This is a genomic window from Variovorax sp. Varisp41, assembly GCF_047325085.1.
Lineage (GTDB): Bacteria > Pseudomonadota > Gammaproteobacteria > Burkholderiales > Burkholderiaceae_C > Variovorax.
Window position 1 is genome coordinate 4,520,322 of record NZ_CP168540.1, and the last position, 21,751, is coordinate 4,542,072.

A 21,751-nucleotide genomic window follows, 5' to 3' on the forward strand; every position below is an offset into this window, starting at 1 on the left:
AAGGCTCCCGAAGGAGCCTTTTGTCTTTGTTGGAAAGCGATCAGTAGCCGCTGTTGCCGCCGCCACCGTAGCCGCCGCGACCACCGCCGCCGCCGCCACGCGGGCCGGCGCCGTAGGGGCTGCGGAAACCGCCATCGCCACCACCGCCGCCGCCGCCACTGCGGCCACCGCCGCCGTAGCCACCGCCGCCGCTGCGACCGCCGCCACCACCACCGCCGTAGCCGCCACCACCGCCGCCGCCGTAGCCACCGCCACCACCGCCGCCATAACCACCGCCGCCGCCGCCGTAGCCGCCGCCACCGCTGCGCGGGGGACGTGCTTCCATCGGACGGGCTTCGTTGACGACCACGCTGCGGCCGCCCAGGGGTTGGCCGTTCATGCCGTTGATGGCGGCCTGTGCTTCCGCTTCACTGCCCATCTCGACGAAGCCGAAGCCCTTCGAGCGGCCGGTATCGCGTTCCATCATGACCTTGGCGCTGGTCACAGCACCGAACTGACCGAATGCCTGCTCCAGATCACCGTCGCGCACCGAGTAAGGCAGGTTGCCGACGTACAGTTTGTTGCCCATCAAGGGACTCCTATAAACACATCAAGAAAAGCGATGGAGTCCCGATTAGCATCACTCAAACGAGAGCCGCCGAGTCGCGCGAAACTGTCCGATCACCCAGTGCCTCCAGCCCGAAATGAAAAGGGAGGCTCGTGCATTATGGGTGAAATACAAGAAATGCAAGCAGGAATTTGCTTCTTGCGGTAGCACGGATTTTGCCTATTGGAGTTAGCGCACGCTTACTAACCAAGCCCCGCACCGGGCCTTTGACACTTAAGGGTTAGAATTCGTCCGTCATTGGGGAGTAGCCGCCTTCCGTCTACGAGAAGGGCCCGTGTCAACAGACTTGTCCTGCCCCACACAGGACATGGCGCGGGCAGTGAAGAACAACACCTGGCGAGACCATTGACCGTGCAACTTCGGGAAATTTGGCCGAAGGTGTTGCACGGTCAATTGCGTCCCTTCGGCCAAGGAACCGTTTTTTCATGGAAGCTTTTCTCGTCGCGACCGGTGTCGTCGCGCTCGCCGAAATGGGCGACAAGACCCAGTTGCTCGCCCTCCTGCTGGCAGCCCGTTTCAGAAAACCCTGGCCGATCGTGGCGGGCATCTTCGCCGCCACCGTCATCAACCATGCGCTCGCGGGCGCGGTCGGCAACTGGATCACCCACTGGCTCGGCCCCGACATCCTGCGCTGGATCCTCGGCGGCTCCTTCATCGCGATGGCGATCTGGATGCTGATCCCCGACAAGCTCGACGACGACGATGCCCCGCGCTCCTCGCACTTCGGCGTCTTCGGCACCACGGTGGTCGCCTTCTTCCTCGCCGAGATGGGCGACAAGACGCAGATCGCCACCGTGATGCTCGCGGCGCGCTTCACCGAGGCCTATTTCTGGGTCGTGGTCGGCACCACCTTCGGGATGATGCTGGCCAACGCGCCGGTGGTCTGGCTCGGCGACCGCATCGTCAAGCGGGTGCCGATCAAGCTCGTGCACTCGATCTCGGCCGTCATCTTCCTGGTGCTGGGCGTGGTCGCGCTGATCGGCTGGTAGCGCCGCCGTCCAAAGCCCGGGGCCTGCCGTCCCGGGCCCGCGGCGATATACTGCCGCTCGCGCCGATTTGCTCCAGCTTGCGGGCGCTTGATAAATACAGCTAAAGACGGATGCCGTGACCCGGCTCGTTTTTGGCGAGGCCGGGTTTTTCATTTCATGTCCTCGTTGGTCGTCACTCCCCAGTCGATGCAGTTCGCGGGCCCGCTGGCCCTGCGCAGCGGCGCGACCATCGGCAGCTACACGCTCGCCTACGAAACCTACGGCACGCTCAATGCCGAGCGCAGCAATGCGGTGCTCGTGTGCCACGCCCTCAATGCCTCGCACCACGTCGCGGGCGTCTACGAGGGCCAGGCCCGCTCCGCGGGCTGGTGGGACAACATGGTCGGGCCCGGCAAGCCGCTGGACACCGACCGCTTCTTCGTCATCGGCGTCAACAACCTCGGCTCCTGCTTCGGCTCCACCGGGCCGATGCACGTGAACCCCGCGACCGGCCGCGTCTATGGCGCCGACTTCCCGGTGGTCACGGTCGAGGACTGGGTCGACGCCCAGGCCGCGCTGCTCGACGCGCTCGGCATCCGCACGCTCGCGGCGGTGATGGGCGGCAGCCTCGGCGGCATGCAGGCGCTGTCGTGGACGCTGCAGTACCCCGAGCGCGTGCGCCACGCGGTGGTGGTCGCCAGCGCGCCCAACCTCACGGCCGAGAACATCGCCTTCAACGAGGTGGCGCGCCGCGCCATCGTGACCGACCCCGACTTCCACGGCGGCCACTTCTACGAGCACGGCGTGATCCCCAAGCGCGGCCTGCGCATCGCCCGCATGATCGGCCACATCACCTACCTCAGCGACGACGTCATGAACGCGAAGTTCGGCCGCCTGCTGCGCAACGCGGTCGAGGGCGAGTCCGGCGGCGACGACGCGGCCTACCGCTACTCCACGCAGGAGATCGAGTTCCAGATCGAGAGCTACCTGCGCTACCAGGGCGACAAGTTCAGCGAGTACTTCGACGCCAACACCTACCTGCTGATCACGCGCGCGCTCGACTACTTCGACCCCGCGCTCGAGCACGGCGGCAACCTCACGGCCGCGTTCGCACGCGCCAGCGCCAAGTTCCTGCTCGTGAGCTTCAAGACCGACTGGCGCTTCTCGCCCGCGCGCAGCCGTGAGCTGGTGAAGGCGCTGCTCGACAACCGCCGCAACGTGAGCTACGCCGAGATCGACGCCCCGCACGGCCACGACGCCTTCCTGCTCGACGACGTGCGCTACATGGGCGTGGTGCGTTCCTACTTCGAGCGCGTGGCCCAGGAGACAGCATCGTGAGCGACAACGACATCCAGCGCCACATCGCCGCGCTCGTGCCCGAGGGCTCGCGCGTGCTCGACCTCGGCTGCGGCGACGGCGCCCTGCTCGCGCTGCTGCAGCGCGAGCGCGGCTGCACCGGCTACGGCGTCGAGATCGCCGACGGCAACGTGCTGCAGTGCATCCGCCGCGGCGTCGACGTGATCCAGCTCAACCTCGACGAAGGCCTGGCGATGTTCGACGACGCCACCTTCGACGTGGTGCTGCAGATCGACACCCTGCAGCACCTGCGCAATGCCGAGGTGATGCTGCGCGAGACCGCGCGCGTGGGCCGCTTCGGCATCGTGGCCTTCCCCAACTTCGCGCACTGGCCCAACCGCATCAGCGTGGCGCGCGGCCGCATGCCGGTCACGCGGCGGCTGCCCTACCAGTGGTACGACACGCCCAACATCCGCGTGGGCACCTTCAAGGACTTCGAGGTGCTCGCGCGCAAGAACAACCTGCGCGTGCTCGATGCCTTCGGCCTGCAGGACGGCCGCGACGTGCGCTGGCTGCCCAATGCGCGCGCCAGCACCGCCGTGTTCAAGTTCGAGCACGGGGGCTGAAGGCGCCCCGCCGCCCATGGCGTTCACGCTCGCCCAGCCGGTCCACAGCGAACTGCTGATCAAGAAGAGCCGCTTCATCGGCTGCGTGCAGTCCGTGCCCGACCGCGAGGCGGCGCTGGCCGTGGTCGCCGCGCTGCGCGCCGCGCACCCGGGCGCTGCCCACGTGTGCTGGGCGCTGATGGCCGGCGGGCAGTCGGCGGCCAACGACGACGGCGAGCCGGGCGGCACCGCGGGCCGGCCGATGCTCGAGGTGCTGCGCCACCAGCAGATCGAGGGCGCGCTCGCGACCGTGGTGCGCTATTTCGGCGGCGTGAAGCTCGGCGCGGGCGGCCTGGTGCGCGCCTACACCGACAGCATCGCGCAGGCGCTGGCCGGCGCGACCCTGGTGCCGCTGGTGCGCCAGCGCACCCTGCGCTGCGAGGTGCCCTATGCGCTCGAGGGCCTGGTGCGGCGCGAACTGGCCGCGGCCGGCGCGGTGCTCGAGTCGGTGGCGCACGCCAGCACGGTGGCCTTCGTCTTCGCGCTGCCCGAGACCGCGGCCGAGGCCTTCATCGCGCGCCTCGACGATGCTGCCCAAGGGCGCGTCGCCTGGCCGCGGGCGTGAGTCGCTTGCGCGGCACGGCGGGCGCGGCTGCTTCGTCGGGCGCCAGCGCCGTCATCGCGAGCACGCCGCGCGGCGCCAGCGGCAAGGCCGCCGCAGTGCCTTCGTCGTCGTAGGGGCGGCGCGCCATCTCGGCCGTCACGATGCCGGTGGGCACCGCGAGCACGCCCCAGCCCAGCAGCATCATCACCGAGGCGATCGCGCGGCCCAGGTCGGTCTTGGGCACCAGGTCGCCGAAGCCCACCGTGGCCATGGTCGAGATCGCCCAGTACACCGCCACCGGGATGCTGGTGAAGCCGTGCTGCGGGCCCTCGACCACGTACATCAGCGTGCCCATCACCAGCACCACCAGCATCACGAAGCCGACGAACACGATGATCTTGCGGCGGCTGGCCGCCACCGCCGAGACCAGCGCGCGGTACTCGGCCGAATAGCGCGAGAGCTTGAAGATGCGGAACACGCGCAAAAGCCGCAGGATGCGCACGTCGATCAGGTAGGCGAGTTCGGGCGTGAGCACGGCCAGGAAGGTCGGCAGCAGCGCCAGCAGGTCGATCACGCCGTAGAAGCTCAGCGCATAGCGCAGCGGCCGCTTCACGCAGGCCAGGCGGCCCAGGTACTCGAGCGTGAAGAGCGCGGTGAAGCACCATTCGAGCACGCCGAAGACCGAGCCCCAGCGCAGGTGGATGGCCTGCACGCTGTCGAGGATCACCACCGCCACGCTGGTCACGATCACCGCGATCAGCACCAGGTCGAACAGGCGGCCCGCGCGCGACTCGGATTCGAAGATCACCGAGAACAGCGAGCGGCGCCAGCCATGCTCGGGCTTGCCGAAGCGCGCGTCGCCGGCCGCGGCCTCGGCCGTGAGGGAAGCGATGGTGTCTCTCGAGAGGAAGGTCGTCATGGTGGCGGATTGTCCGACGCGCCCATGGTTGGCACCGTCGCCGAATCGGGCGATGATGGCGGGCGATCGATTTATTCGGTTACGCCTCTTGCGCAATGAAGTGCAAGAGGTACCGGGTGCATTCTTACGATAGTCGTTTTCATGAGGAGCTCTCTTTTGGCCACTTCTTCCTCCCCTTTCTTCGGCAAGCGCGACCGCGAAAACGATGCATTGACCTCCAGGCCCGCGCCGCTCGTGGGCTCGGGCACCAACCTCTCGGGCTCCCCCGTCAATCCCTCCTCGTTGACCGCCCAGGCCGGCCTCAATGCCGCCTCGGCCGCCGCACCCGCAGCCAAGGAAGGCGGCAGCAAGCTCACCGTCGGTCCCAACATCAAGCTCAAGGGCGTCGAGATCACCGACTGCGACACGCTCGTGGTCGAAGGCCTGGTCGAGGCCACGATGGATTCGCGCCTGATGCAGATCGCCGAGCAGGGCGAGTTCAAGGGCTCGGCCGAGATCGACATCGCCGAGATCCGCGGCGTGTTCGACGGCAACCTCACGGTGCGCGAGAAGCTCGTGATCCATTCGACCGGCAAGGTCACGGGCAAGATCCGCTACGGCAAGATCGTGATCGAGGAAGGCGGCCAGATCTCGGGCGAGATCAGCTTCGGCGCGAAGCCCGCGGGGCAAGCCGCGGCCTGATCAGGCTTTCTTCGAAGCCGCTCCGGTCTTCGCTTTCTTGGCCGCCGTGCCAGCCGCCTTCTTCGCGGCAGCCGGCGGCTTCGGCGTTTTGGGCGTCTTCGGTGCCGCTGCCGGTTCTTCCGCCGGCGCCGGCGGTTCCCAGCCCAGGCGCTTGAGCAATTCCGCCGCCGCCGCCGGTGCGCGCTCCTTCGCGCCGTTGATGAAGTAGACGAACACCTCGCGCGGCTTCGCGGCCGTTCCGGCCCAGCCCTGCGCGCGCTCGGCCCAGTCGTCGAGCGCCTTCGGCGCATAGCCGGTCTTCTGCTTCGCGTCGGCCATCATGAGCCGCGCATAGGCGAACTCGCCCTCGGGCTCCTCGAAGGACGGGAACTTGTCCGCGTCGGTGAAGACGGTCGACACCTTGTGCTTCTTCGCGAGCGCCTTGTAGGCCGGCACGATGAAGCTCTCGTGGCGCACGTCCATCACGTGGCGCAGCGGCGTGCTGCCCTCCTTCTTCGGCAGCAGCTCGAGGAAGGCCTCGAAATCCTCGGCATCGAACTGCTTGGTCGGCATGAACTGCCAGACGATCGGCCCGAGCTTGGGGCCGAGCTCGGTCACGCCGCTGTCGATGAAGCGCCGGATCGATTCGCCCGCGGTGGAAAGCAGCTTGCGGTTGGTCGCGAAGCGCGAGGCCTTCATCGAGAACACGAAGCCCTCGGGCGTGTCGTCGCGCCACTTGCGGAAGTTGTCGGGCTTGAACGTGCTGTAGTAGGTGCCGTTGATCTCGATCGCGCTGACGTGGCGGCTCGCGTAGTTCAGTTCCTTCGCGTGCGCGAGCCCCTTGGGGTAGAAGTTGTCGCGCCAGGGCTCGTAGGTCCAGCCGCCGATGCCCACCTTGATCCGAGTCGTCGATGCCTTGCTCACGTCGCCCTCCAGGTTGATCGACCGCACTCTACGCGCCCGCGGCCATGGGCGCAAAATGCGGCTTTTGTCTCGCCACCCCACCGCGGAGAACCCCGATGAACGCTCCCCTGCACCGCGAAATTCCCGCCGGCCTGCTCGACGCCGAGCGGGCCCTGTCCGACGTCACCGCCCAGTGGGACGGCGACATCGTGCGCCAGCTCACCGACTACATCGCCATTCCGGCCAAGTCGCCGGGCTTCGACAAGGACTGGTCGGCCCACGGCCACCTCGAGACCGTGCTGCGCAATGCCGCCGCCTGGGTCGAGGCGCAGAAGGTCGAGGGCCTGAAGCTGGAGATCGTGCGCCTCGAGGGCCGCACGCCGGTGCTGTTCTTCGAGGTGCCCGCCACCGGCACCGACATGCGCGAGACCGTGCTGATGTACGGCCACCTCGACAAGCAGCCCGAGTTCACCGGCTGGCGCAACGACCTCGGCCCCTGGACGCCCAAGTACGAGAACGGCCTGCTCTACGGCCGCGGCGGCGCCGACGACGGCTACGCGGTCTACGCCAGCATCGCGGCGCTGCAGGCCATCAAGCGCCAGGGCACGGCCCATCCGCGCATCGTCGGCCTGATCGAGACCTGCGAGGAGAGCGGCTCCTACGACCTGCTGCCCTACGTCGACGCGCTGCGTCCGCGCCTGGGCGAGGTCAAACTGGTGATCTGCCTTGATTCGGGCGCCGGCAACTACGACCAGCTGTGGCTCACCACCTCGCTGCGCGGCATGGCCAGCGGCACGCTCAAGGTCGAGGTGCTGACCGAGGGCATCCACTCGGGCGATGCCTCGGGGCTCGTGCCCTCGAGCTTCCGCATCATGCGCCAGGTGCTCGACCGCCTCGAGGACAGCGCCACCGGCCGCCTGCTGCCCGCGAGCTTCCATTGCGAGGTGCCGCCCGACCGGCTGGCGCAGGCCAAGGCCACGGCCGCGATCCTCGGCGAGGAGGTCTACAAGCGCTTCCCGTGGGCGCACTACGACTGCGGCGGCTCCACCATGTTCGCGCTGCCGACCACCACCGACCCGGTCGAGGCGCTGCTCAACCGCACCTGGAAGCCCACGCTGTCGGTGACCGGCGCCGAGGGCTTCCCGGCGCTGAAGGATGCCGGTAACGTGCTGCGTCCCTACACCGCCTTCAAGCTCTCGCTGCGGCTGCCGCCGCTGGTCGACGCGGCCGAGGCGGTCGCCAGCCTCAAGACGCTGCTCGAGGACAACGCGCCCTACCAGGCGCGCGTCACCTTCGAAAGCCACGGCGGCGCCACCGGCTGGAACGCGCCCACCATCACGCCCTGGTTCGAAGACGCGCTCAACAAGGCCTCGCGCGCCCACTTCGGCGCCTCCTGCGGCTACATCGGCCAGGGCGGCACGATCCCGCTGATGAACATGCTGAGCGCCGGCTTCCCGACCGCGCAGATGATGGTCTGCGGCGTGCTCGGCCCGAAGAGCAACGCCCACGGCCCGAACGAGTTCCTGCACGTGCCCTACGCCAAGAAGCTCACGGCCGCCGTGGCCGAGGTGATCGCGGCGCTGCCGGCCGCGCACCGCGCCGCGCAGGAAGCACCGGCGGCCGCGTGAGCCCGCGGGCCGCGTTGCCCGAGCCGCAGCGCGTGTCGCTCGCCGCGCCCGGCGGCGAAACGCTGGTGCTGCGCCGCCTGCCCGCGCCGGGCCCGGCACGCGCCGTGGTGGTGCTGGTGCACGGTCTCGGCGAGCATGCCGGCCGCTACCACGCGCTGGCCGAGCGGCTGCATGGCTGGGGCTTCGCCGTCTGGGCTCACGACCACCATGGCCACGGCGCCTCGAGCGGCGCGCGCGGCGGCCTGCCGAGCGAGCTGCGGCTGGTCGACGACCTCGCGCTGGTGATCGACGATGCGCGCGCCGCCAACCCGGGCCTGCCGCTGGTGCTGCTCGGGCATAGCCTGGGCGGACTGGTCGCGGCGAGCCTGGTGGCGCGCGGCGTGCGGCCGGTCGATGGGCTGGTGCTCTCGTCGCCGGGGTTCGACCCGGGCTTGAGCGGCGTCCAGAAGCTGCTGCTCGCGGTGCTGCCGCGCATCGCGCCCAACCTGCGCGTGGGCAACGGGCTCGACGACAACTTCCTCTCGCACGACCGCGCCGTGGTCCAGGCCTACCGCGACGATCCGCTGACCCACGACCGTATCGGCAGCCGGCTCGCGCGCTTCCTGGCCTACGAAGGCGAGACCGTGCTGCGCCAGGCGCCGCGCTGGCCGGTGCCCACGCTGCTGCTGTACGCGGGCGACGACCGGCTCGTGAAGCCGGCCGCGAGCCGGGCCTTCGCGCAGGCCGCCGCGGCCAGCGGGCAGGTCGAGGCGCATGGCTTCGAGACGCTCTATCACGAGCTCTTCAACGAACTCGAGGCGCAGCCGGTGTTCGATGCGCTCGAGCGCTGGCTGGAGCGGCGCTTTCCCGCCGCGGCCTGAGCGCGGGCGTTCAGGGCGCCGGCGCCCACACCGCGCGCTGCAGGTCGCGCTCGACCTCGCTCCACGCGATCGGCGCCACGTCGCCGAGGCAGCGGCCCTCGGCGCCCTCGAGCGCGACGCTCGCCACCGTCTGCTGCGTTTTCGGATCGACCGCGCCCTGCACGTACCAGCCCTCCTCGACCTGCAGCCAGATCGCCAGGCCCTCGCCCACCGGCTTGCCGAAGCGATGGACCATTCCGCCGTCGCCGACCGCGCGCTGCCAGCCACGCGCTTCCAGGCCGAGCAGGCCGGCATTCGTCACCGTGCGGCCGGTCCACTGCGGCAGCGCGCGTTGCGCGCGCAGCGCCGGGTCGAGCGCGAAGTGCGCCCGCGCGAGCTGCTCGAAGGGCTGCACGATCTCGTAGTCGGCCAGCACCGAGGCCCAGGCGGTGGCCAGCGCGGGGTCGCGCGCCGCGAACTCGAGCGGATGCGCGATGCCGATGCGCGCGCCCTCGTCGTCGGGCAGCGCGAAGGGATCGTCGTGCGGATCGACCAGCTCGCCCTCGGCGCTCACGCGGAAGCTCGCTGCGAGTTCACCGCTCTCGTCGAACAGCCCCCACACCAGCTGCCGGACGAACACGCGCATCACCGGATGCCGCACCAGGAAGGCCATGAACTCGCCGTGCGTCCAGCGCCGCTGCTCGCACATCGCGGTCTCGAGCCGGCGCAACTGCGTGGCCGTGACGGTCTTCGCCAGCTTGCGCAGTTCCTTGAGCTGCTCGGTCGCGGCGGCGGCCAGCGCCGCATCGTCGGCGGCATTGGGCTTGGGCAGCGCCTTCAGCGGCTTGCCCGCGGCGTCGCGCAGCAGCGGCTGCAGGCGGTCGTCCATCCGCAGCGCAAAGCGCCGCGGGCCGAAGTCCAGCGCCAGGCCCGCGTGCGCATCGAGCCCGAGCTCGGGCACCGTGCGGTCGGCCAGCTGCGCCAGGCTCAGGCCGCGCTGCGCCGCCACCTCGTCGAGCAGCGCAGAGGCCCGCGCGTTGAGGTCGGCGTAGCGCGTCTGGCGCGCGAGCTCGCCCAGGTGCATCAGCGCGGCGTCGCTGCCGATCTCGCCGAGCATCGCGAGCGCGTCGTAGGCGCGCACGCGGTCGAGCGCCGCGCGCCACTGGCGCAGCAGGCTCGCGAGCTGGCGCGCGGTCTCGTCGTCGCCGAGCCGGCCCTGCAGCGCGAACATCCAGCGCTCCTTGCCCGGCCGGCCATTGCCGATCCACCAGGCCAGCAGCGCGCGTGCGAAACGCGCCAGCGCCTCGGGCGCGACCGTGGCCTGCAGCGCCGCGAGGCCGGGGTACGGCGTCTCGGGCTGGCCGAGCGCCATCGTCATCAGCACGTCGGGCAGCAGCGACAGGGGCAGCGCCCGCGTGGCCTCCTCGGCGAGCACCAGGCGCGGCAGCGTCGACAGCGGCAGTGACTTCGGCAGCACCGGCAGCGTCTCGGGCAGCAGGTGTTCGGGTGCGATGGCGAGCAGCTGCGACACGGCCTCGGCCGCGGCCGGGCCGTAGGCCATGGCTTGCGCATGGACCGCATCGGCATGGCCGGCTTCGTGCAGCCAGCGCAGCGCGGCCTGCGCCGCATCGCGTGCGATGCCCGGTGCGCCGAGCGCGTCGGGCACGAGGCCGCGCGCGGCGGTCGCGGGATAGCGGCCGAGCCAGGCGCAGGCTTCCTGCCGCACCCAGCGGTTGCCGTGGAAGCCCTTGGCGATCCAGGGCGCGAGCCGGTCCCATTCGATCACCGCGGCCAGCTCGAACATGGCGCGCGAGCCCTGCTTCAGATAGGGCGGCAGGCCCGGCAGCGCGGCGGTGCCGAAGCGATGCAGCAGCGGCCGCAGATAGCCCGCGTCGCCCATGGAGTGGCTGGCGGGTGGCAGCCGCGCGAACACCGCCATCGCCAGCGGCTCGGGCAATTGCCAGAGCTGGTCGCCGCAGCTCCACGAGTCGCCGGGCGGCTTGCCGAAGTCGTCCGCCGACAGGCTGGTGCCGTGGTCGCGGATCGCGTCCTCGATGCGCTCGGCCTTCAGGCCCAGCATCCACAGCGCCTTGCGCGGGCGGTCCCAGGCCCGGGCCTCGGGCGGCGGCTGCGTCGTGTGGTGCGGACGTGGGTACTCGGCCAACTGGCGTTCGCCGCGCTGCCGAGCCTCGCGCACTTCATCGGCCAGCCACTGCGCGGGTTCGCCGCTGACCGGGGGATGGCGCCGCGGCACCGCGTGCTGCCAGTGCAGCCGCGCGGTCTGTTCGACGGCATCGAGCGCCAGCACCGGGATCGCGGGCAGCGCCTGCCTGTCCTTCCAGGGCGGTGCGCGCAGGAAGGCCGGCCACTGCGCGGCTTCGGCATCGGCCAGTCCGCCGCCGTCGTCGGCCTGCAGCCGCGCGAGCGCCTTGCGCCGGGGCTCGTCGCAGGCCGCTTCGAGCGGCGCCTGCCATTCGGGATGCGCGGCCAGCAGCTCGAGCACCAGCGCCGCGCCGGCCTGGTGGCGCGCCGGGTTGGCGGTCAGCAGTTCGCGCAGCACCAGCAGCGGCCAGCGTTCGGCCTGCTTCGCGAGCGCCGTCTTGCATTCGGGATGCCGAACCTGGCCCGCGAGGAAGCGCACCGCGTCGACGTGATGGATCGCGAGCAGGTCGGCCAGCGCCTCCTTGCGCGGCGCGGGCTCGAGGAACAGCGGCAACGCGTCGGCGCCATGCAGCTCGAGCACGCGCAGCCGCGCCGGCCGCTGCTGCCAGGCGGGCTGCGGATGACGGCCGAGGTGGTCGAGCTGCTCGTGCAGCGGCTGGTTGTCGGACAGCGTGGCGCCGCACTGGCGGCAGGGCGTGTTGCGGAATTCGGCGAGCGCGCCGCGCATCGCCGCCGTCCAGCGGACCGTGCCATCGGGCAAGCCGCCTGGATCGTCGCGCTGCTTCTTCGCGCGGCCGGTCGCCATCGTCGGTCTCCGTCGTGGCTCAGGCCACGCCGCGGGCACGGCGGCGCGTGTGCGCGAGCCACAGCAGCGCGGCGCCGGTCAGCGCCACCGGCACCAGCGAGCCGAGGTTCAGCAGCTGCCAGCCCTGGGTCGTCACCAGCACGCCCGAGGCGAAGGAGGTCAGCGCCAGCGTCGCGAACACGCAGAAGTTGAGCGCGCCCTGGGCCCGGTCGCTCTCCTCGGCCGTGTAGGCGGTCAGCGACAGCGTGGTGCTGCCGGTGAACAGGAAATTCCAGCCCACGCCGAGCAGGCACAGAGCGATCGCGAAATGCCGCAGCTCCACGCCCGACAGCGCGACCGCGATGCAGGCCAGATTCAGCAGCAGCCCCGCGCCCATCACCGGCAGCGCGCCGAAGCGGCGGATCAGGTGGCCGGTGAAGAAGCCCGGCGCGAACATGCCGATCACATGCCATTCGAGCACCAGCGCTGCGTCCTCGAACGGCAGGCTGCAGATCTGCATCGCGATCGGCGTCGCGGCCATCAGCAGGTTCATCACGCCGTAGCCGAGCGCGCCCGCGGCGGCGGCCACGATGAACACCGGCTGCCGCGCGATCTCGGCCAGCGGCCGTCCGCCGCCCTGCGCGCGCGCGGGCGGCGCCGGGAAGTCGATGAAGCGCATCAGCGCCATCGACAGCAGCGCCACCAGCGCGAGCGCGAGGTAGGCGCCCGCGAAGGGCACGGCGAACATCTGGCGCGTGGCGGCCGCGAGGTTCGGGCCGGCCACCGCGCCGATCAGCCCGCCGGCCATCACCAGCGAGACCGCCTTCTCGCGCCAGTCGGGCGCCGCGAGCTCGGCCGCCGCGAAGCGGTAGAGCCCCGCGTTGGCGTTGTAGTAACCCGCGACCACGGTCGCGAAGCACAGCAGCCAGAAGTTCTTCGAGAAGGCCGCGTAGGCGCACAGCAGCGCCGAGCCCAGCGCCACGGCCAAGCCGATCTGGAACGCGCCGCGGCGGCCGAAACGGCGCTGGCTGCGCACCACCAGCCCGGTGGCGAGCGCGCTGCCGACCACGTAGCCCATCACGGGCAGCGTCGCCATCCAGCCGCGCGGCGCGATGGCGAGGCCGACCAGCCCGTTGATCGCGATGAAGGTGACGTTGTTGGTCAGGAACAGGCCCTGGCAGATGGCGAGCAGCCAGAGGTTGCGATTCATGGAGGAAGCGGCACGGGGGTTGCGGACGATGGGCGAGCCCGCGGTTCTACGCGAACTCGCCGTGCCGCGCCAGCGGAGCAAAAAAAGCGCCCTCGCGGGCGCCCAGATTGCTGACAAACCCCAAGCCCTCGCCCCCGGCGAGGGCTTTGTGCTTTTAAATGGCGGGATGCTCAAGAGCCCCACCCCCGCGCAGCAAGAACTCGAGATGGTGACGCTGGAGATGCTGGTGCCGCAGGACCACTTGCTGCGCAAGATCGAAGCGGCGATCGATTTCGAGTTCATCCGGGCCAAGGTCGCTCACCTGTACTGCGCCGACAACGGCCGCCCGGCGCTCGATCCGGTCGTGATGTTCAAGCTGCTGCTGGTGGGCTACTTGTTCGGCGTACGCAGCGAGCGGCAGCTGATGCGCGAAGTGCAGGTCAACGTGGCCTACCGCTGGTTTGCCGGCTTTCGCCTGACCGACAAGGTCCCCGACGCTTCCACCTTCTCGCAGAACCGGCGCCGCCGCTACAGCGACACCACCGTGTACCAGGAGATCTTCGACGAGATCGTGCGCCAGGCCATCGGCCACGGCATGGTCGATGGCCGGGTGCTGTACACCGACAGCACCCACCTGAAGGCCAACGCCAACAAGAACAAGTTCGACCTCGTGCAGGTCCAGCAGACACCCTCGGCCTACCTGGGAGCGCTGGACGCGGCGGTCGATGCGGATCGCGCCGCGCAGGGCAAGAAGCCCTTGAAGCGTGATGACGACGATACCCCGCCGCCGAGCAAGGAAGTCAAGCGCAGCCGCACCGATCCCGACAGCGGCTTCATGGTGCGCGACGACAAGCCTCGAGGCTTCTTCTACCTGGACCACCGCACGGTCGACGCCAAGCACGCCATCATCACCGACACCCACGTCACGCCGGCCTCGGTGCACGACAGCCAGCCGTACCTGGGGCGGCTGGACCATCAGCGAGAGCGCTTCGGCCTGCAGGTGCAGGCCGTGGGCCTGGATGCGGGCTACTTCACACCGGCGATCTGCCAGGGACTGGAGACGCGTGGCATCGCCGGGGTAATGGGCTACCGCACGCCGACCCACAAGCCGGGCACCTTCTACAAGCGCCAGTACGAATACGACCGCTACCGCGACGAGTATGTCTGCCCGGCGGGGCAGGCGCTGGCGTACAGCACGACCAGCCGGGTGGGCTATCGCGAGTACAAGTCCGATCCGGCAATCTGCCGACGCTGCGAGCTGCGCGGGCAGTGCACGAGCAGCGCCAATGCGGTGAAGGTGGTGGTGCGCCACGTCTGGGAGTGGGCCAAGGAGCGGGTGGACACCAGGCGTCTGACCGAAGAGGGCAAGCGCCTGTATGCGCGGCGCAAGGAGACGGTGGAGCGCAGCTTCGCCGATGCCAAGCAGCTGCACGGGCATCGCTACGCACGCATGCGAGGGCTGCGCAAGGTGGCCGAGCAGTGCTTGCTGGCGGCGGCTGCGCAGAACATCAAGAAGATCGCGCTGCTGCTGGCGCGTCTGAGGGCGCTTTTACGTCATCGCAGGCGCGTTCTGACTGCGCAACAGCGCATCCAGGCCTGCTCGGACCTCGTTGCAGCTCGATGGGGCGAGCGCCGCGCAGAAATCGGCTTCGCTTGAAAGACAAAACCCCATGTTCCGGAAAACATGGGGTTCGTCAGCAGCCTGAGCGCCCTCGCGGGCGCCGAATCATTGCGTTGTTCTTCGCGGCTCAGGACTGGCGGCCTTGCAGCAGGCCGCTGAGCGAGCCCAGCAGATCCTCGTGGTTGCCGAGCCCCTGCTCGGGCACCTTGCCGTGCGGCGTGAGCTGGTCGATCAGGGCCGGCAGCATGGTGGCGAGCATCGGCAGCAGGGTTTGCGCATTGATGCCGAGCTTCGAGGCGATGCTGGCGATCGTGTCGCTGCCCAGCGCATCCTGCAGCTGACCGCCCGAGACCGGCAGGTTCTCCCCCTTGCCGACCCACGAGCCGATCACCTCGCCCAGGCCCGCCTGCTCGAACTTCGAAACCAGGCCGCCGAGGCCGCCCGTGCTTCCGTTGTTGGCGAGCAGGCCGCCCAGCGCGCCGGCCAGGCCTCCCAGGTCGCCCAAGCCGCCGAGCCCCCCGCCCTGGGGCTGCTGTTGCGCAGCGCCTCCGAGCACCTGACCGAGTACCGAGTCGAGCAATCCCATGGCTTTTTCCTTGGTGTGTGACAGAACCGCGGGATTTTCCCAGGCGGTGGAATGTTGCCGAAATCTTGCTTGCTGACTTTCGGCTTACGACGTGACAAATTACTTGGTACGCGCCGCGCGTTTGGGCAGCAAGGCCGGGCTCAGGCCCTGAACGCCCACCAGCCCCAGCACGGTGACCAGCGAATTCTGCGCGCCTTTCCAGCCGTCTGTCACGTCGATCCACTCGTTGAGCGAATGGGATCCGCCCGACTTGCCGCCGCCGCCGATGATGATCGCCGGGATGCCCAGCGAGATCGGCACGTTGGCGTCGGTGCTGCCGCCGCGCAGCAGCGTCTTGTGGCCGAAGGCGCTGTTCGAGCGCACCGCGGCCTCCACGATCACCGAGTCGGTCGGCGTGCGGCCGCCGGGCCGGTCGCCGATCAGCCTGGTGCTCACGCTCAGCGTGTTGACGTTCCAGCGCTTGTTCTCCTCGGCCACCGCTTCGTCGAGCGTGGCGAGGATCTTCTTCTCGGTCTCGAGCAGCGAGCCCATGTCGTCCGAGCGGATGTCGATCGCCATGCGGGCATCGGGCGCGATGGTGTTGACCGAGGTGCCGCCGCCGACCGTGCCTACCGTGAAGGTGGTCTTGGGGAAGCTCGGCGTGCGTACCTCGGCGATCTTGGCGATGGCGCGGCCCATGCCGTGGATCGCGCTCGGCACCTGGCCGAAGGCGCCGAAGCTGTGGCCGCCCGGGCCCTTGAAGTTCACCTCGTAGCGGTGGCTCGCGGTGCCCAGCACCAGCACGTGGCCCTCGGGCGAAGGCTCGAGGCCGACCATGCCGTCGATGTCGAGGTGGTCGCGGAAGATCGCCTTCATGCCGCGCAGGTTGCCGAGTTCCTCCTCGCCGACATTGCCGACGAACAGCAGGTCGCCCTGGGTCTGCACCTTGTTGTCGTTGAGCACCTTGAGCCAGGACAGCAGCACCGACAGGCCGCGCGTGTCGTCGGCGATGCCCGGCGCGAACAGCTTGCCGTCGCGCTCCTTGACCTTCACGTCGGTGCCGGCCGGGAACACGGTGTCGAGATGCGCCGAGACCAGCAGCTTCGGGCCGTGGCCGGTGCCCTTGCGCAGGCCGACCACGTTGCCCTCGGCGTCGATCTTCGCGTCCGCCAGGCCCAGCGCCTTCATGCGCGCGAGGAAGGCCTCGGCGCGCTTCTGTTCCTTGAAAGGCGGCGCCTCGATCTCGGTCAGCGTCCGGAGCTCCTCCACCGTGCGCTCGTGATCGGCCTTCACTGCCTCGAGCAGCTTCTGGATCGCGGGCGCGGCCATCAGCTGCGCGTAGACCTTGTCGACGTCGGGGCTCACCTGCGCCGGCGTGGGCGCCACCGGCGCGCTCTGCGCATGGGCGAGGGGGACGGCGGCGAAGGCCGCCAGGGCCAGGGCGACGGTCAGCGGGGCGAGCCGGGGCACGCGAAGCGGTCGATGCATGGGCGGGAGATCCTTTGGAAACGATGCAATGGAACGTGAAGCCCCATTGTTCCGAAAGGCCCGCGGACGTGCGTCGCGGAAAACACCCAGGAGGATGCGGGGCCGGTTCAGGCGAGGCGCACGAGCGCCGCGAGCGCGGCCGTCTCGGCGCGCAGCACGCGCGGGCCCAGGGTCACGGGGGCGAAGCCGCGCGCGAGGGCCTCGGCCTCCTCGGTGCCGCTCAGGCCGCCCTCGGGGCCGCTGAGCACCCGCACCGCGGCCGGGTCGCCGCCGGCCTGCGCGAGCGCCTCGCCGAGCGCGCGCGTGCCCTCGGCCAGGCTCAGCACGAGGCGCAGCACCGGGCCGGGCCCATCGGCCTCCGGCGCCGCCTCGAGCCAGCCCGCGAACGGCCGCACCGGATGGATCGCCGGCACCCGGTTGCGCCCGCACTGTTCGCAGGCGGCGATCGCGATGGCCTCCCAGTGCGCGCGCTTCTTCTCGGCGCGCTCGCCGGCCAGCCGCAGCACGCCGTGCGCCGTGACCAGCGGCTGGATGCTCGCCATGCCGAGCTCGGTGGCCTTCTCGACCAGCCAGTCCATGCGCTCGTTGGCCGGCATGCCGACCGCCAGGTGCACGGCACGCGCGGCCTCGCTCTCGCGGGCCGTGTGCGCGCCGACCGTCACGCTGACCTCGCTGCGGCCCATGCGCTCGACCGTGGCCGCGTACTCGCCGCCGCTGCCGTCGAACAGCGTGATGGTGTCGCCGGGCTGCAGCCGCAGCACCTGGACGTGGCGCGCGGCACCCGCGGGCAGCGCCAGCGTGGTGCCGGCGTGCAGCGGGACGGCGCAGTGAAAACGCGGCATTGCTATGAGATTCGTAGCTGCATGCCCATGGGACATGGGCGATACGGCATTGTTTTCTTCAGATTTCGTTCAGTGCTTCTTCAGCGCTCAGACCCGGCCATAGGCGAAGCCCGTGACCGCGGTCGTGCCCTCGACCTCGTCGATCACCCGCAGCAGCGGCGTGAGTTCGCTGTAGCGGCTGGCGGTGGCGCGGATGTAGGCGATGAAGCGCGGCGTGTCGGCGAGGTAGCGGGGCTTGCCGTCGCGCAGCGTGAGCCGCGCGAAGATGCCCGCGACCTTGAGGTGGCGCTGCAGGCCCATCCACTCGACCGCGCGGTAGAAGGCGCCGAAGTCCTCGTCGACCGGCAGGCCGGCCTTGCGGGCTTTCTGCCAATAGCGCACGGTGATGTCGAGCACGAACTCCTCGTCCCAGCTCAGGAAGGCATCGCGCATCAGGCAGGCGATGTCGTAGGTGATCGGGCCGTGCACGGCGTCCTGGAAGTCGAGCACGCCCAGCGGCGTCTTGGCGCGTTCGGCGAGCGTGTCGCCCGGCGCCACCATGAGGTTGCGCGGCATGAAGTCGCGGTGCACGTAGACGCTGGCCGCGGCGAGGTTGCTGTCGACGATCAGCTTGAAGCTGCGCTCCAGCCGTTCCTTGAGCTTGCCCTCGATGGCGACGCCGCGGTGGCGGCCCAGGTACCACTCGGGAAACAGCGACAGCTCGCGCTCGAGCAGCGCCCGGTCGTAGGGCGGCAGCACGCCGGGCTTCGACGAGAGCTGCCAGCGGATCAGCGCGTCGATCGCCTGGTCGTAGAGCGGGCGGCTGGTGTCGGGGCGCGCGGGGTCGAGCACCTCGAGCATGGTCTGGCGGCCGAGGTCGTCGAGCAGCAGGAAGCCGTGGGCCTGGTCCCATTCGAGCACCCGCGGCGCATGCACGCCGGCCTCGGCCATGAGCCGTGCCACCTGGACGAAGGGCGCGCTGTTCTCCTTGTCGGGCGGCGCGTCCATCACGATGCGCGTGCCCTCGGGGCCGCTGCTGTCGAGGCGGAAGTAGCGGCGGAAGCTCGCATCGGCCGAGGCGAGCCGCACGGTGTCCGGGCGCAGCGCGTGTGCGTCGGCGATACCGGCGAGCCAGCTCTGGAACGCTTCGGCCCGTTGAGGATCAGTCCAGGAAATGGCCCCAGGGAGGGCCGGGGCCGTCGGGGCCGGGGGCAGGGGTGCTGTCATGGATAATCGATTCTACAAACCGCCCGGCGCGGCAACCTCTGCGATCGAAGCCCGATCGGACCGGTTCGCCGTCGGCTCCCGCAACCGGCCGGCCTGCCGCGCCGCCTCCCCCGACGTTTCCTTTGTCCGAACCGATGCCTACGAATCCATGCCCCGACGCCTGGCACCTTGTGCGCTCGCTGCCTTCCTCGGGAGGACGCCGGGCTCTCCTCGGAACGGATCGGCGGGAGGTCTGATGAGCCGACGAGTCGACGTGCGCCGTTCCGGCCCGCCGCTGCCGCTGGCCATCCTCACCCTGGCGCTGCTGCACGCGCATGGCGCGTCGGCCCAGGGAGCGGGCCTCGACGGCCCGCTCACGCTCAAGCGCACGCCCCAGCTCGCAGAGACCATTCCGCCGCTGTTGCGCAGCCAGCTGCCCAGCCTCGTCACCGGCGATCGCATCTCGGGCCGGCCCGACCTCGAGACCGTGGTGGAAGGCAATGCCAGCCTGCGGCGCGGCGAGACCGCCATCACCGCCGACCGCCTCGAGTACTACCAGCCCGACGACCGCGCGCGCGCCACGGGCAACGTACGCGTCAACCAGGCCGGCAACGTCTACGAGGGCCCCGAGCTCGAGCTCAAGCTCGAGACCTTCGAGGGCTTCTTCAACAACGTGCGCTATACCTTCCTCGCCAACGGCGGGCACGGCGACGCGCAGCGCATCGACTTCGTCGACGCCAACGTGTCGGTCGCGCGCGAGGCCACCTACACCACCTGCCGGCGCGAGGACTTCCCGGGCTGGATGCCCGCCTGGATCCTGAGCGCCGCGTCGATCACCACCGACACCGAGGAGAACGTGGGCGTCGCCAAGGACGCGCGGCTGAGCTTCATGGGCATCACCACGCCGGCGCTGCCCAGCATGAGCTTCCCGCTGTCGAACGAGCGCAAGAGCGGCCTGCTGCCGCCCACCATCGGCATCGACAACACCAACGGCATCGAATACGCGCAGCCGTACTACTGGAACATCGCGCCGAACCGCGATGCCACCTTCACGCCGACGCTGATGTCCAAGCGCGGCATCAATCTGGGTTCGGAGTTCCGCTATCTCGAGAAGGGCTACAACGGCACCATCCGGCTCGACCTGATGGGCAGCGACCGCCTGGTGGGCCAGCGCTTCAACGAGTCGCGCGCCACGCAGCTGCAGCAGCTGGCCAGCGGCCAGATCCAGGCCAAGGACCTCGACCTGCGGCAGCCCAATTCCCGGCGCTGGGGCATCTGGGCCAACCACCACCAGGATTTCGACGCCAAGGCGCTCGGCCTCGATTCGCTCTCGGCCACCATCAACATCAACCGCGTCAGCGACGACGACTACTGGCGCGACTTCACGCGCACGCCCACGCTGTCGCAGCGCCTGCTGCCCAACGACGCCACGCTCAACTGGAGCAAGGGCGACTGGAGCGGCGTGGTGCGCGCGCTGCGCTACCAGACGCTGCAGTACAGCCTGGCGCCGATCGTGCCTTCGTACGACCGCATGCCGCAGATCACGGCCAACTACAACAAATACGACTGGGGCGGCTTCGACTTCTCGTTCACCACGGACTACACGCGCTTTCGCGTGAACCGCATCGCCTCCGGCCAACCGGGCTACGACGCGGTCCAGCAGTCGCAGCCCGACGGCGACCGCCTGTACGCGGTCGCGGCGCTCAGCCGGCCCTTCCTCACCCCGAGCTCCTTCGTGATCCCGAAGGTGCAGCTGCACGCCACCTCGTACAGCTACTACGTGCCGCAGAACGACATTCCGAAGCTGACGGTCAACGACATCACCTACGTGAACGGTGTTCCTTACGACAAGAACTCGCCGGTGTTCTGGTCCACCTCGGCCAACCGCACGGTGCCGACCTTCAGCCTCGACAGCGGCCTGATCTTCGAGCGCGACGCCAGCTTCTTCGGCCGCGCCTTCCGCCAGACGCTGGAGCCGCGCGCCTACTACGTCTACACGCCCTACCGCGACCAGAGCAAGCTGCCCAACTACGACACGGCGGCCAACGACTTCAGCTTCGCGACCATCTACACCGAGAACGCGTTCTCGGGCAACGACCGCATCTCGGACACCAACACGCTCACCATGGGCGTGACCTCGCGGCTGATCGATCCCGACACCGGTGCCGAGGCCGCGCGCTTCGGCGTCGCGCAGCGCCTGCGCTTCTCGGACCAGCGCGTCACGCTGCCGGGCGCGAATCCGGTCACGGACCGCGCGAGCGACCTGCTGCTGGGCGGCCAGATCAACTGGACGCCCAAGTGGAGCCTGGACACGGTCATCCAGTACAACCCCGACACCCGCAAGTCCACGCGCAGCGCCATCAGCGCGCGCTACAACCCCGCGCCCTATCACAACGTGAACATCGCGCTGCGCTACCAGGCGCCCAGCGATGCCTACCTCGCGGCCAAGGCACTCAACCCGAACACCACCGCCGTCAACGACGGCAGCAAGTCGATCGACGTCGGCTGGCAGTGGCCGCTCAACGACTTCTGGGGCGACAAGGGCAAGGACCTCGGCCCTGGCAAGGGCCAGGGCGGCGGACGCTGGTACGCCGTGGGCCGGCTCAACTACGATCTGCAGGACCGCAAGCTCACCGACGGTGTGCTCGGCGTCGAGTACGACGGCTGCTGCTGGATCGGGCGCGTGGTGCTGCAGCGCATCACCACCGGTCAGGTGACGGCCAACACCCGCATCATGTTCCAGCTCGAATTCGTCGGCTTCGCGGCCATCGGCTCGAGTCCGATGCAGGCCCTGCGCACCAACATCCAGCGCTACCAGCCCCTGCGCACGCCGGTCGAAGGGCCGAGCCGCTTCACCAATTACGACTGAGACCAGAGACCGAGCT

The 21,751-nt window shown here is 69.8% G+C and carries 18 protein-coding genes and 1 riboswitch; of the genes, 9 read left to right on the forward strand and 9 right to left on the reverse strand.

Annotated features, from left to right (window positions below):
- Positions 1-40: 40 nt before the first annotated feature.
- Positions 41-568 carry an RNA recognition motif domain-containing protein gene (locus ACEN9J_RS20890; protein WP_413761950.1) on the reverse strand — a complete coding sequence of 176 codons (528 nt, stop codon included), beginning with the start codon at positions 566-568 and terminating at the stop codon, positions 41-43.
- Between the two features lie 266 nt (positions 569-834).
- Positions 835-1,024: riboswitch (yybP-ykoY riboswitch) on the forward strand.
- An 8-nt stretch (positions 1,025-1,032) separates the two neighbouring features.
- Here ACEN9J_RS20890 and ACEN9J_RS20895 point away from each other — a divergent pair.
- The 4 genes from ACEN9J_RS20895 (at position 1,033) to ACEN9J_RS20910 (ending at position 4,101) form a co-directional block, all read left to right on the forward strand.
- Positions 1,033-1,596 carry a TMEM165/GDT1 family protein gene (locus ACEN9J_RS20895; RefSeq protein ID WP_057597363.1) on the forward strand — a complete coding sequence of 188 codons (564 nt, stop codon included), beginning with the start codon at positions 1,033-1,035 and terminating at the stop codon, positions 1,594-1,596.
- Positions 1,597-1,752: 156 nt separating this feature from the next.
- Positions 1,753-2,913 carry a homoserine O-succinyltransferase MetX gene (metX, locus tag ACEN9J_RS20900; protein WP_413761951.1) on the forward strand — a complete coding sequence of 387 codons (1,161 nt, stop codon included), beginning with the start codon at positions 1,753-1,755 and terminating at the stop codon, positions 2,911-2,913.
- Positions 2,910-3,497, forward strand: a complete 588-nt coding sequence (gene metW, locus ACEN9J_RS20905; RefSeq protein WP_057597361.1) for a methionine biosynthesis protein MetW — start codon at positions 2,910-2,912, stop codon at positions 3,495-3,497. The genes metX and metW overlap by 4 nt, the downstream gene beginning before the upstream one ends.
- 16 nt (positions 3,498-3,513) lie before the next feature.
- Positions 3,514-4,101, forward strand: coding sequence for an IMPACT family protein (locus ACEN9J_RS20910; protein ID WP_413761952.1), 588 nt, complete (start codon positions 3,514-3,516; stop codon positions 4,099-4,101).
- On the opposite strand, the gene ACEN9J_RS20915 is transcribed toward ACEN9J_RS20910, so the two are convergent.
- Entirely contained in the window at positions 4,046-4,999 is a 954-nt protein-coding gene (locus ACEN9J_RS20915) for an ion transporter (protein WP_057597359.1), read from the reverse strand. The genes ACEN9J_RS20910 and ACEN9J_RS20915 overlap by 56 nt on opposite strands.
- Before the next feature lie 156 nt (positions 5,000-5,155).
- Here ACEN9J_RS20915 and ACEN9J_RS20920 point away from each other — a divergent pair, with 156 nt between their 5' ends.
- Positions 5,156-5,680 carry a bactofilin family protein gene (locus ACEN9J_RS20920; protein ID WP_261212084.1) on the forward strand — a complete coding sequence of 175 codons (525 nt, stop codon included), beginning with the start codon at positions 5,156-5,158 and terminating at the stop codon, positions 5,678-5,680.
- Here the strand turns inward: ACEN9J_RS20920 and ACEN9J_RS20925 are convergent, their stop codons facing one another.
- Positions 5,681-6,583, reverse strand: coding sequence for a DUF72 domain-containing protein (locus tag ACEN9J_RS20925; protein WP_413761953.1), 903 nt, complete (start codon positions 6,581-6,583; stop codon positions 5,681-5,683).
- A 95-nt stretch (positions 6,584-6,678) separates the two neighbouring features.
- Here ACEN9J_RS20925 and ACEN9J_RS20930 point away from each other — a divergent pair, with 95 nt between their 5' ends.
- Both ACEN9J_RS20930 and ACEN9J_RS20935 read left to right on the forward strand, forming a co-directional pair.
- Positions 6,679-8,190 carry a M20 family metallopeptidase gene (locus ACEN9J_RS20930; RefSeq protein WP_413761954.1) on the forward strand — a complete coding sequence of 504 codons (1,512 nt, stop codon included), beginning with the start codon at positions 6,679-6,681 and terminating at the stop codon, positions 8,188-8,190.
- On the forward strand, positions 8,187-9,050 hold the full coding sequence (locus ACEN9J_RS20935) for an alpha/beta hydrolase (protein ID WP_413761955.1): 864 nt from the start codon (positions 8,187-8,189) through the stop codon (positions 9,048-9,050). The genes ACEN9J_RS20930 and ACEN9J_RS20935 overlap by 4 nt, the downstream gene beginning before the upstream one ends.
- 10 nt (positions 9,051-9,060) lie before the next feature.
- Here ACEN9J_RS20935 and ACEN9J_RS20940 read toward each other — a convergent pair whose 3' ends face one another.
- Both ACEN9J_RS20940 and ACEN9J_RS20945 read right to left on the reverse strand, forming a co-directional pair.
- Complete coding sequence (locus ACEN9J_RS20940; protein ID WP_413761956.1) at positions 9,061-11,997, reverse strand: DUF4132 domain-containing protein; 2,937 nt, start codon at positions 11,995-11,997, stop codon at positions 9,061-9,063.
- Positions 11,998-12,016: 19 nt separating this feature from the next.
- A complete protein-coding gene (locus tag ACEN9J_RS20945; RefSeq protein ID WP_413761957.1) occupies positions 12,017-13,186 on the reverse strand; it encodes an MFS transporter in 1,170 nt (389 codons plus the stop codon).
- A gap of 166 nt (positions 13,187-13,352) precedes the next feature.
- Here ACEN9J_RS20945 and ACEN9J_RS20950 point away from each other — a divergent pair, with 166 nt between their 5' ends.
- Positions 13,353-14,822 carry an IS1182 family transposase gene (locus ACEN9J_RS20950; RefSeq protein WP_413761731.1) on the forward strand — a complete coding sequence of 490 codons (1,470 nt, stop codon included), beginning with the start codon at positions 13,353-13,355 and terminating at the stop codon, positions 14,820-14,822.
- 91 nt (positions 14,823-14,913) lie between these two features.
- Here the strand turns inward: ACEN9J_RS20950 and ACEN9J_RS20955 are convergent, their stop codons facing one another.
- The 4 genes from ACEN9J_RS20955 to ACEN9J_RS20970 form a co-directional block, all read right to left on the reverse strand.
- Positions 14,914-15,372: a YidB family protein gene (locus ACEN9J_RS20955; RefSeq protein WP_057597353.1), complete on the reverse strand. Its 459-nt coding sequence runs from the start codon at positions 15,370-15,372 to the stop codon at positions 14,914-14,916.
- Between the two features lie 99 nt (positions 15,373-15,471).
- Entirely contained in the window at positions 15,472-16,839 is a 1,368-nt protein-coding gene (locus tag ACEN9J_RS20960) for a M20/M25/M40 family metallo-hydrolase (protein ID WP_413761958.1), read from the reverse strand.
- A 107-nt stretch (positions 16,840-16,946) separates the two neighbouring features.
- Complete coding sequence (locus ACEN9J_RS20965; protein WP_413761959.1) at positions 16,947-17,681, reverse strand: 16S rRNA (uracil(1498)-N(3))-methyltransferase; 735 nt, start codon at positions 17,679-17,681, stop codon at positions 16,947-16,949.
- A gap of 87 nt (positions 17,682-17,768) precedes the next feature.
- Positions 17,769-18,887: an aminoglycoside phosphotransferase family protein gene (locus ACEN9J_RS20970; protein WP_057593275.1), complete on the reverse strand. Its 1,119-nt coding sequence runs from the start codon at positions 18,885-18,887 to the stop codon at positions 17,769-17,771.
- A 235-nt stretch (positions 18,888-19,122) separates the two neighbouring features.
- Here ACEN9J_RS20970 and ACEN9J_RS20975 point away from each other — a divergent pair, with 235 nt between their 5' ends.
- Positions 19,123-21,735 carry an LPS-assembly protein LptD gene (locus ACEN9J_RS20975; RefSeq protein WP_413761960.1) on the forward strand — a complete coding sequence of 871 codons (2,613 nt, stop codon included), beginning with the start codon at positions 19,123-19,125 and terminating at the stop codon, positions 21,733-21,735.
- The last annotated feature ends 16 nt before the right edge of the window (positions 21,736-21,751 follow it).

Bases quoted from the DNA above. Each gene is read 5' to 3' on its own strand.
- ACEN9J_RS20940 (WP_413761956.1), bottom strand. From the start codon at position 11,997: ATGGCGACCGGCCGCGCGAAGAAGCAGCGCGACGATCCAGGCGGCTTG.
- ACEN9J_RS20955 (WP_057597353.1), bottom strand. From the start codon at position 15,372: ATGGGATTGCTCGACTCGGTACTCGGTCAGGTGCTCGGAGGCGCTGCG.
- ACEN9J_RS20950 (WP_413761731.1), top strand. From the start codon at position 13,353: ATGCTCAAGAGCCCCACCCCCGCGCAGCAAGAACTCGAGATGGTGACG.
- ACEN9J_RS20895 (WP_057597363.1), top strand. From the start codon at position 1,033: ATGGAAGCTTTTCTCGTCGCGACCGGTGTCGTCGCGCTCGCCGAAATG.
- ACEN9J_RS20945 (WP_413761957.1), bottom strand. From the start codon at position 13,186: ATGAATCGCAACCTCTGGCTGCTCGCCATCTGCCAGGGCCTGTTCCTG.
- ACEN9J_RS20975 (WP_413761960.1), top strand. From the start codon at position 19,123: ATGAGCCGACGAGTCGACGTGCGCCGTTCCGGCCCGCCGCTGCCGCTG.
- ACEN9J_RS20915 (WP_057597359.1), bottom strand. From the start codon at position 4,999: ATGACGACCTTCCTCTCGAGAGACACCATCGCTTCCCTCACGGCCGAG.
- ACEN9J_RS20960 (WP_413761958.1), bottom strand. From the start codon at position 16,839: ATGCATCGACCGCTTCGCGTGCCCCGGCTCGCCCCGCTGACCGTCGCC.
- ACEN9J_RS20930 (WP_413761954.1), top strand. From the start codon at position 6,679: ATGAACGCTCCCCTGCACCGCGAAATTCCCGCCGGCCTGCTCGACGCC.
- ACEN9J_RS20910 (WP_413761952.1), top strand. From the start codon at position 3,514: ATGGCGTTCACGCTCGCCCAGCCGGTCCACAGCGAACTGCTGATCAAG.
- metX (WP_413761951.1), top strand. From the start codon at position 1,753: ATGTCCTCGTTGGTCGTCACTCCCCAGTCGATGCAGTTCGCGGGCCCG.
- ACEN9J_RS20965 (WP_413761959.1), bottom strand. From the start codon at position 17,681: ATGCCGCGTTTTCACTGCGCCGTCCCGCTGCACGCCGGCACCACGCTG.
- ACEN9J_RS20890 (WP_413761950.1), bottom strand. From the start codon at position 568: ATGGGCAACAAACTGTACGTCGGCAACCTGCCTTACTCGGTGCGCGAC.
- ACEN9J_RS20970 (WP_057593275.1), bottom strand. From the start codon at position 18,887: ATGACAGCACCCCTGCCCCCGGCCCCGACGGCCCCGGCCCTCCCTGGG.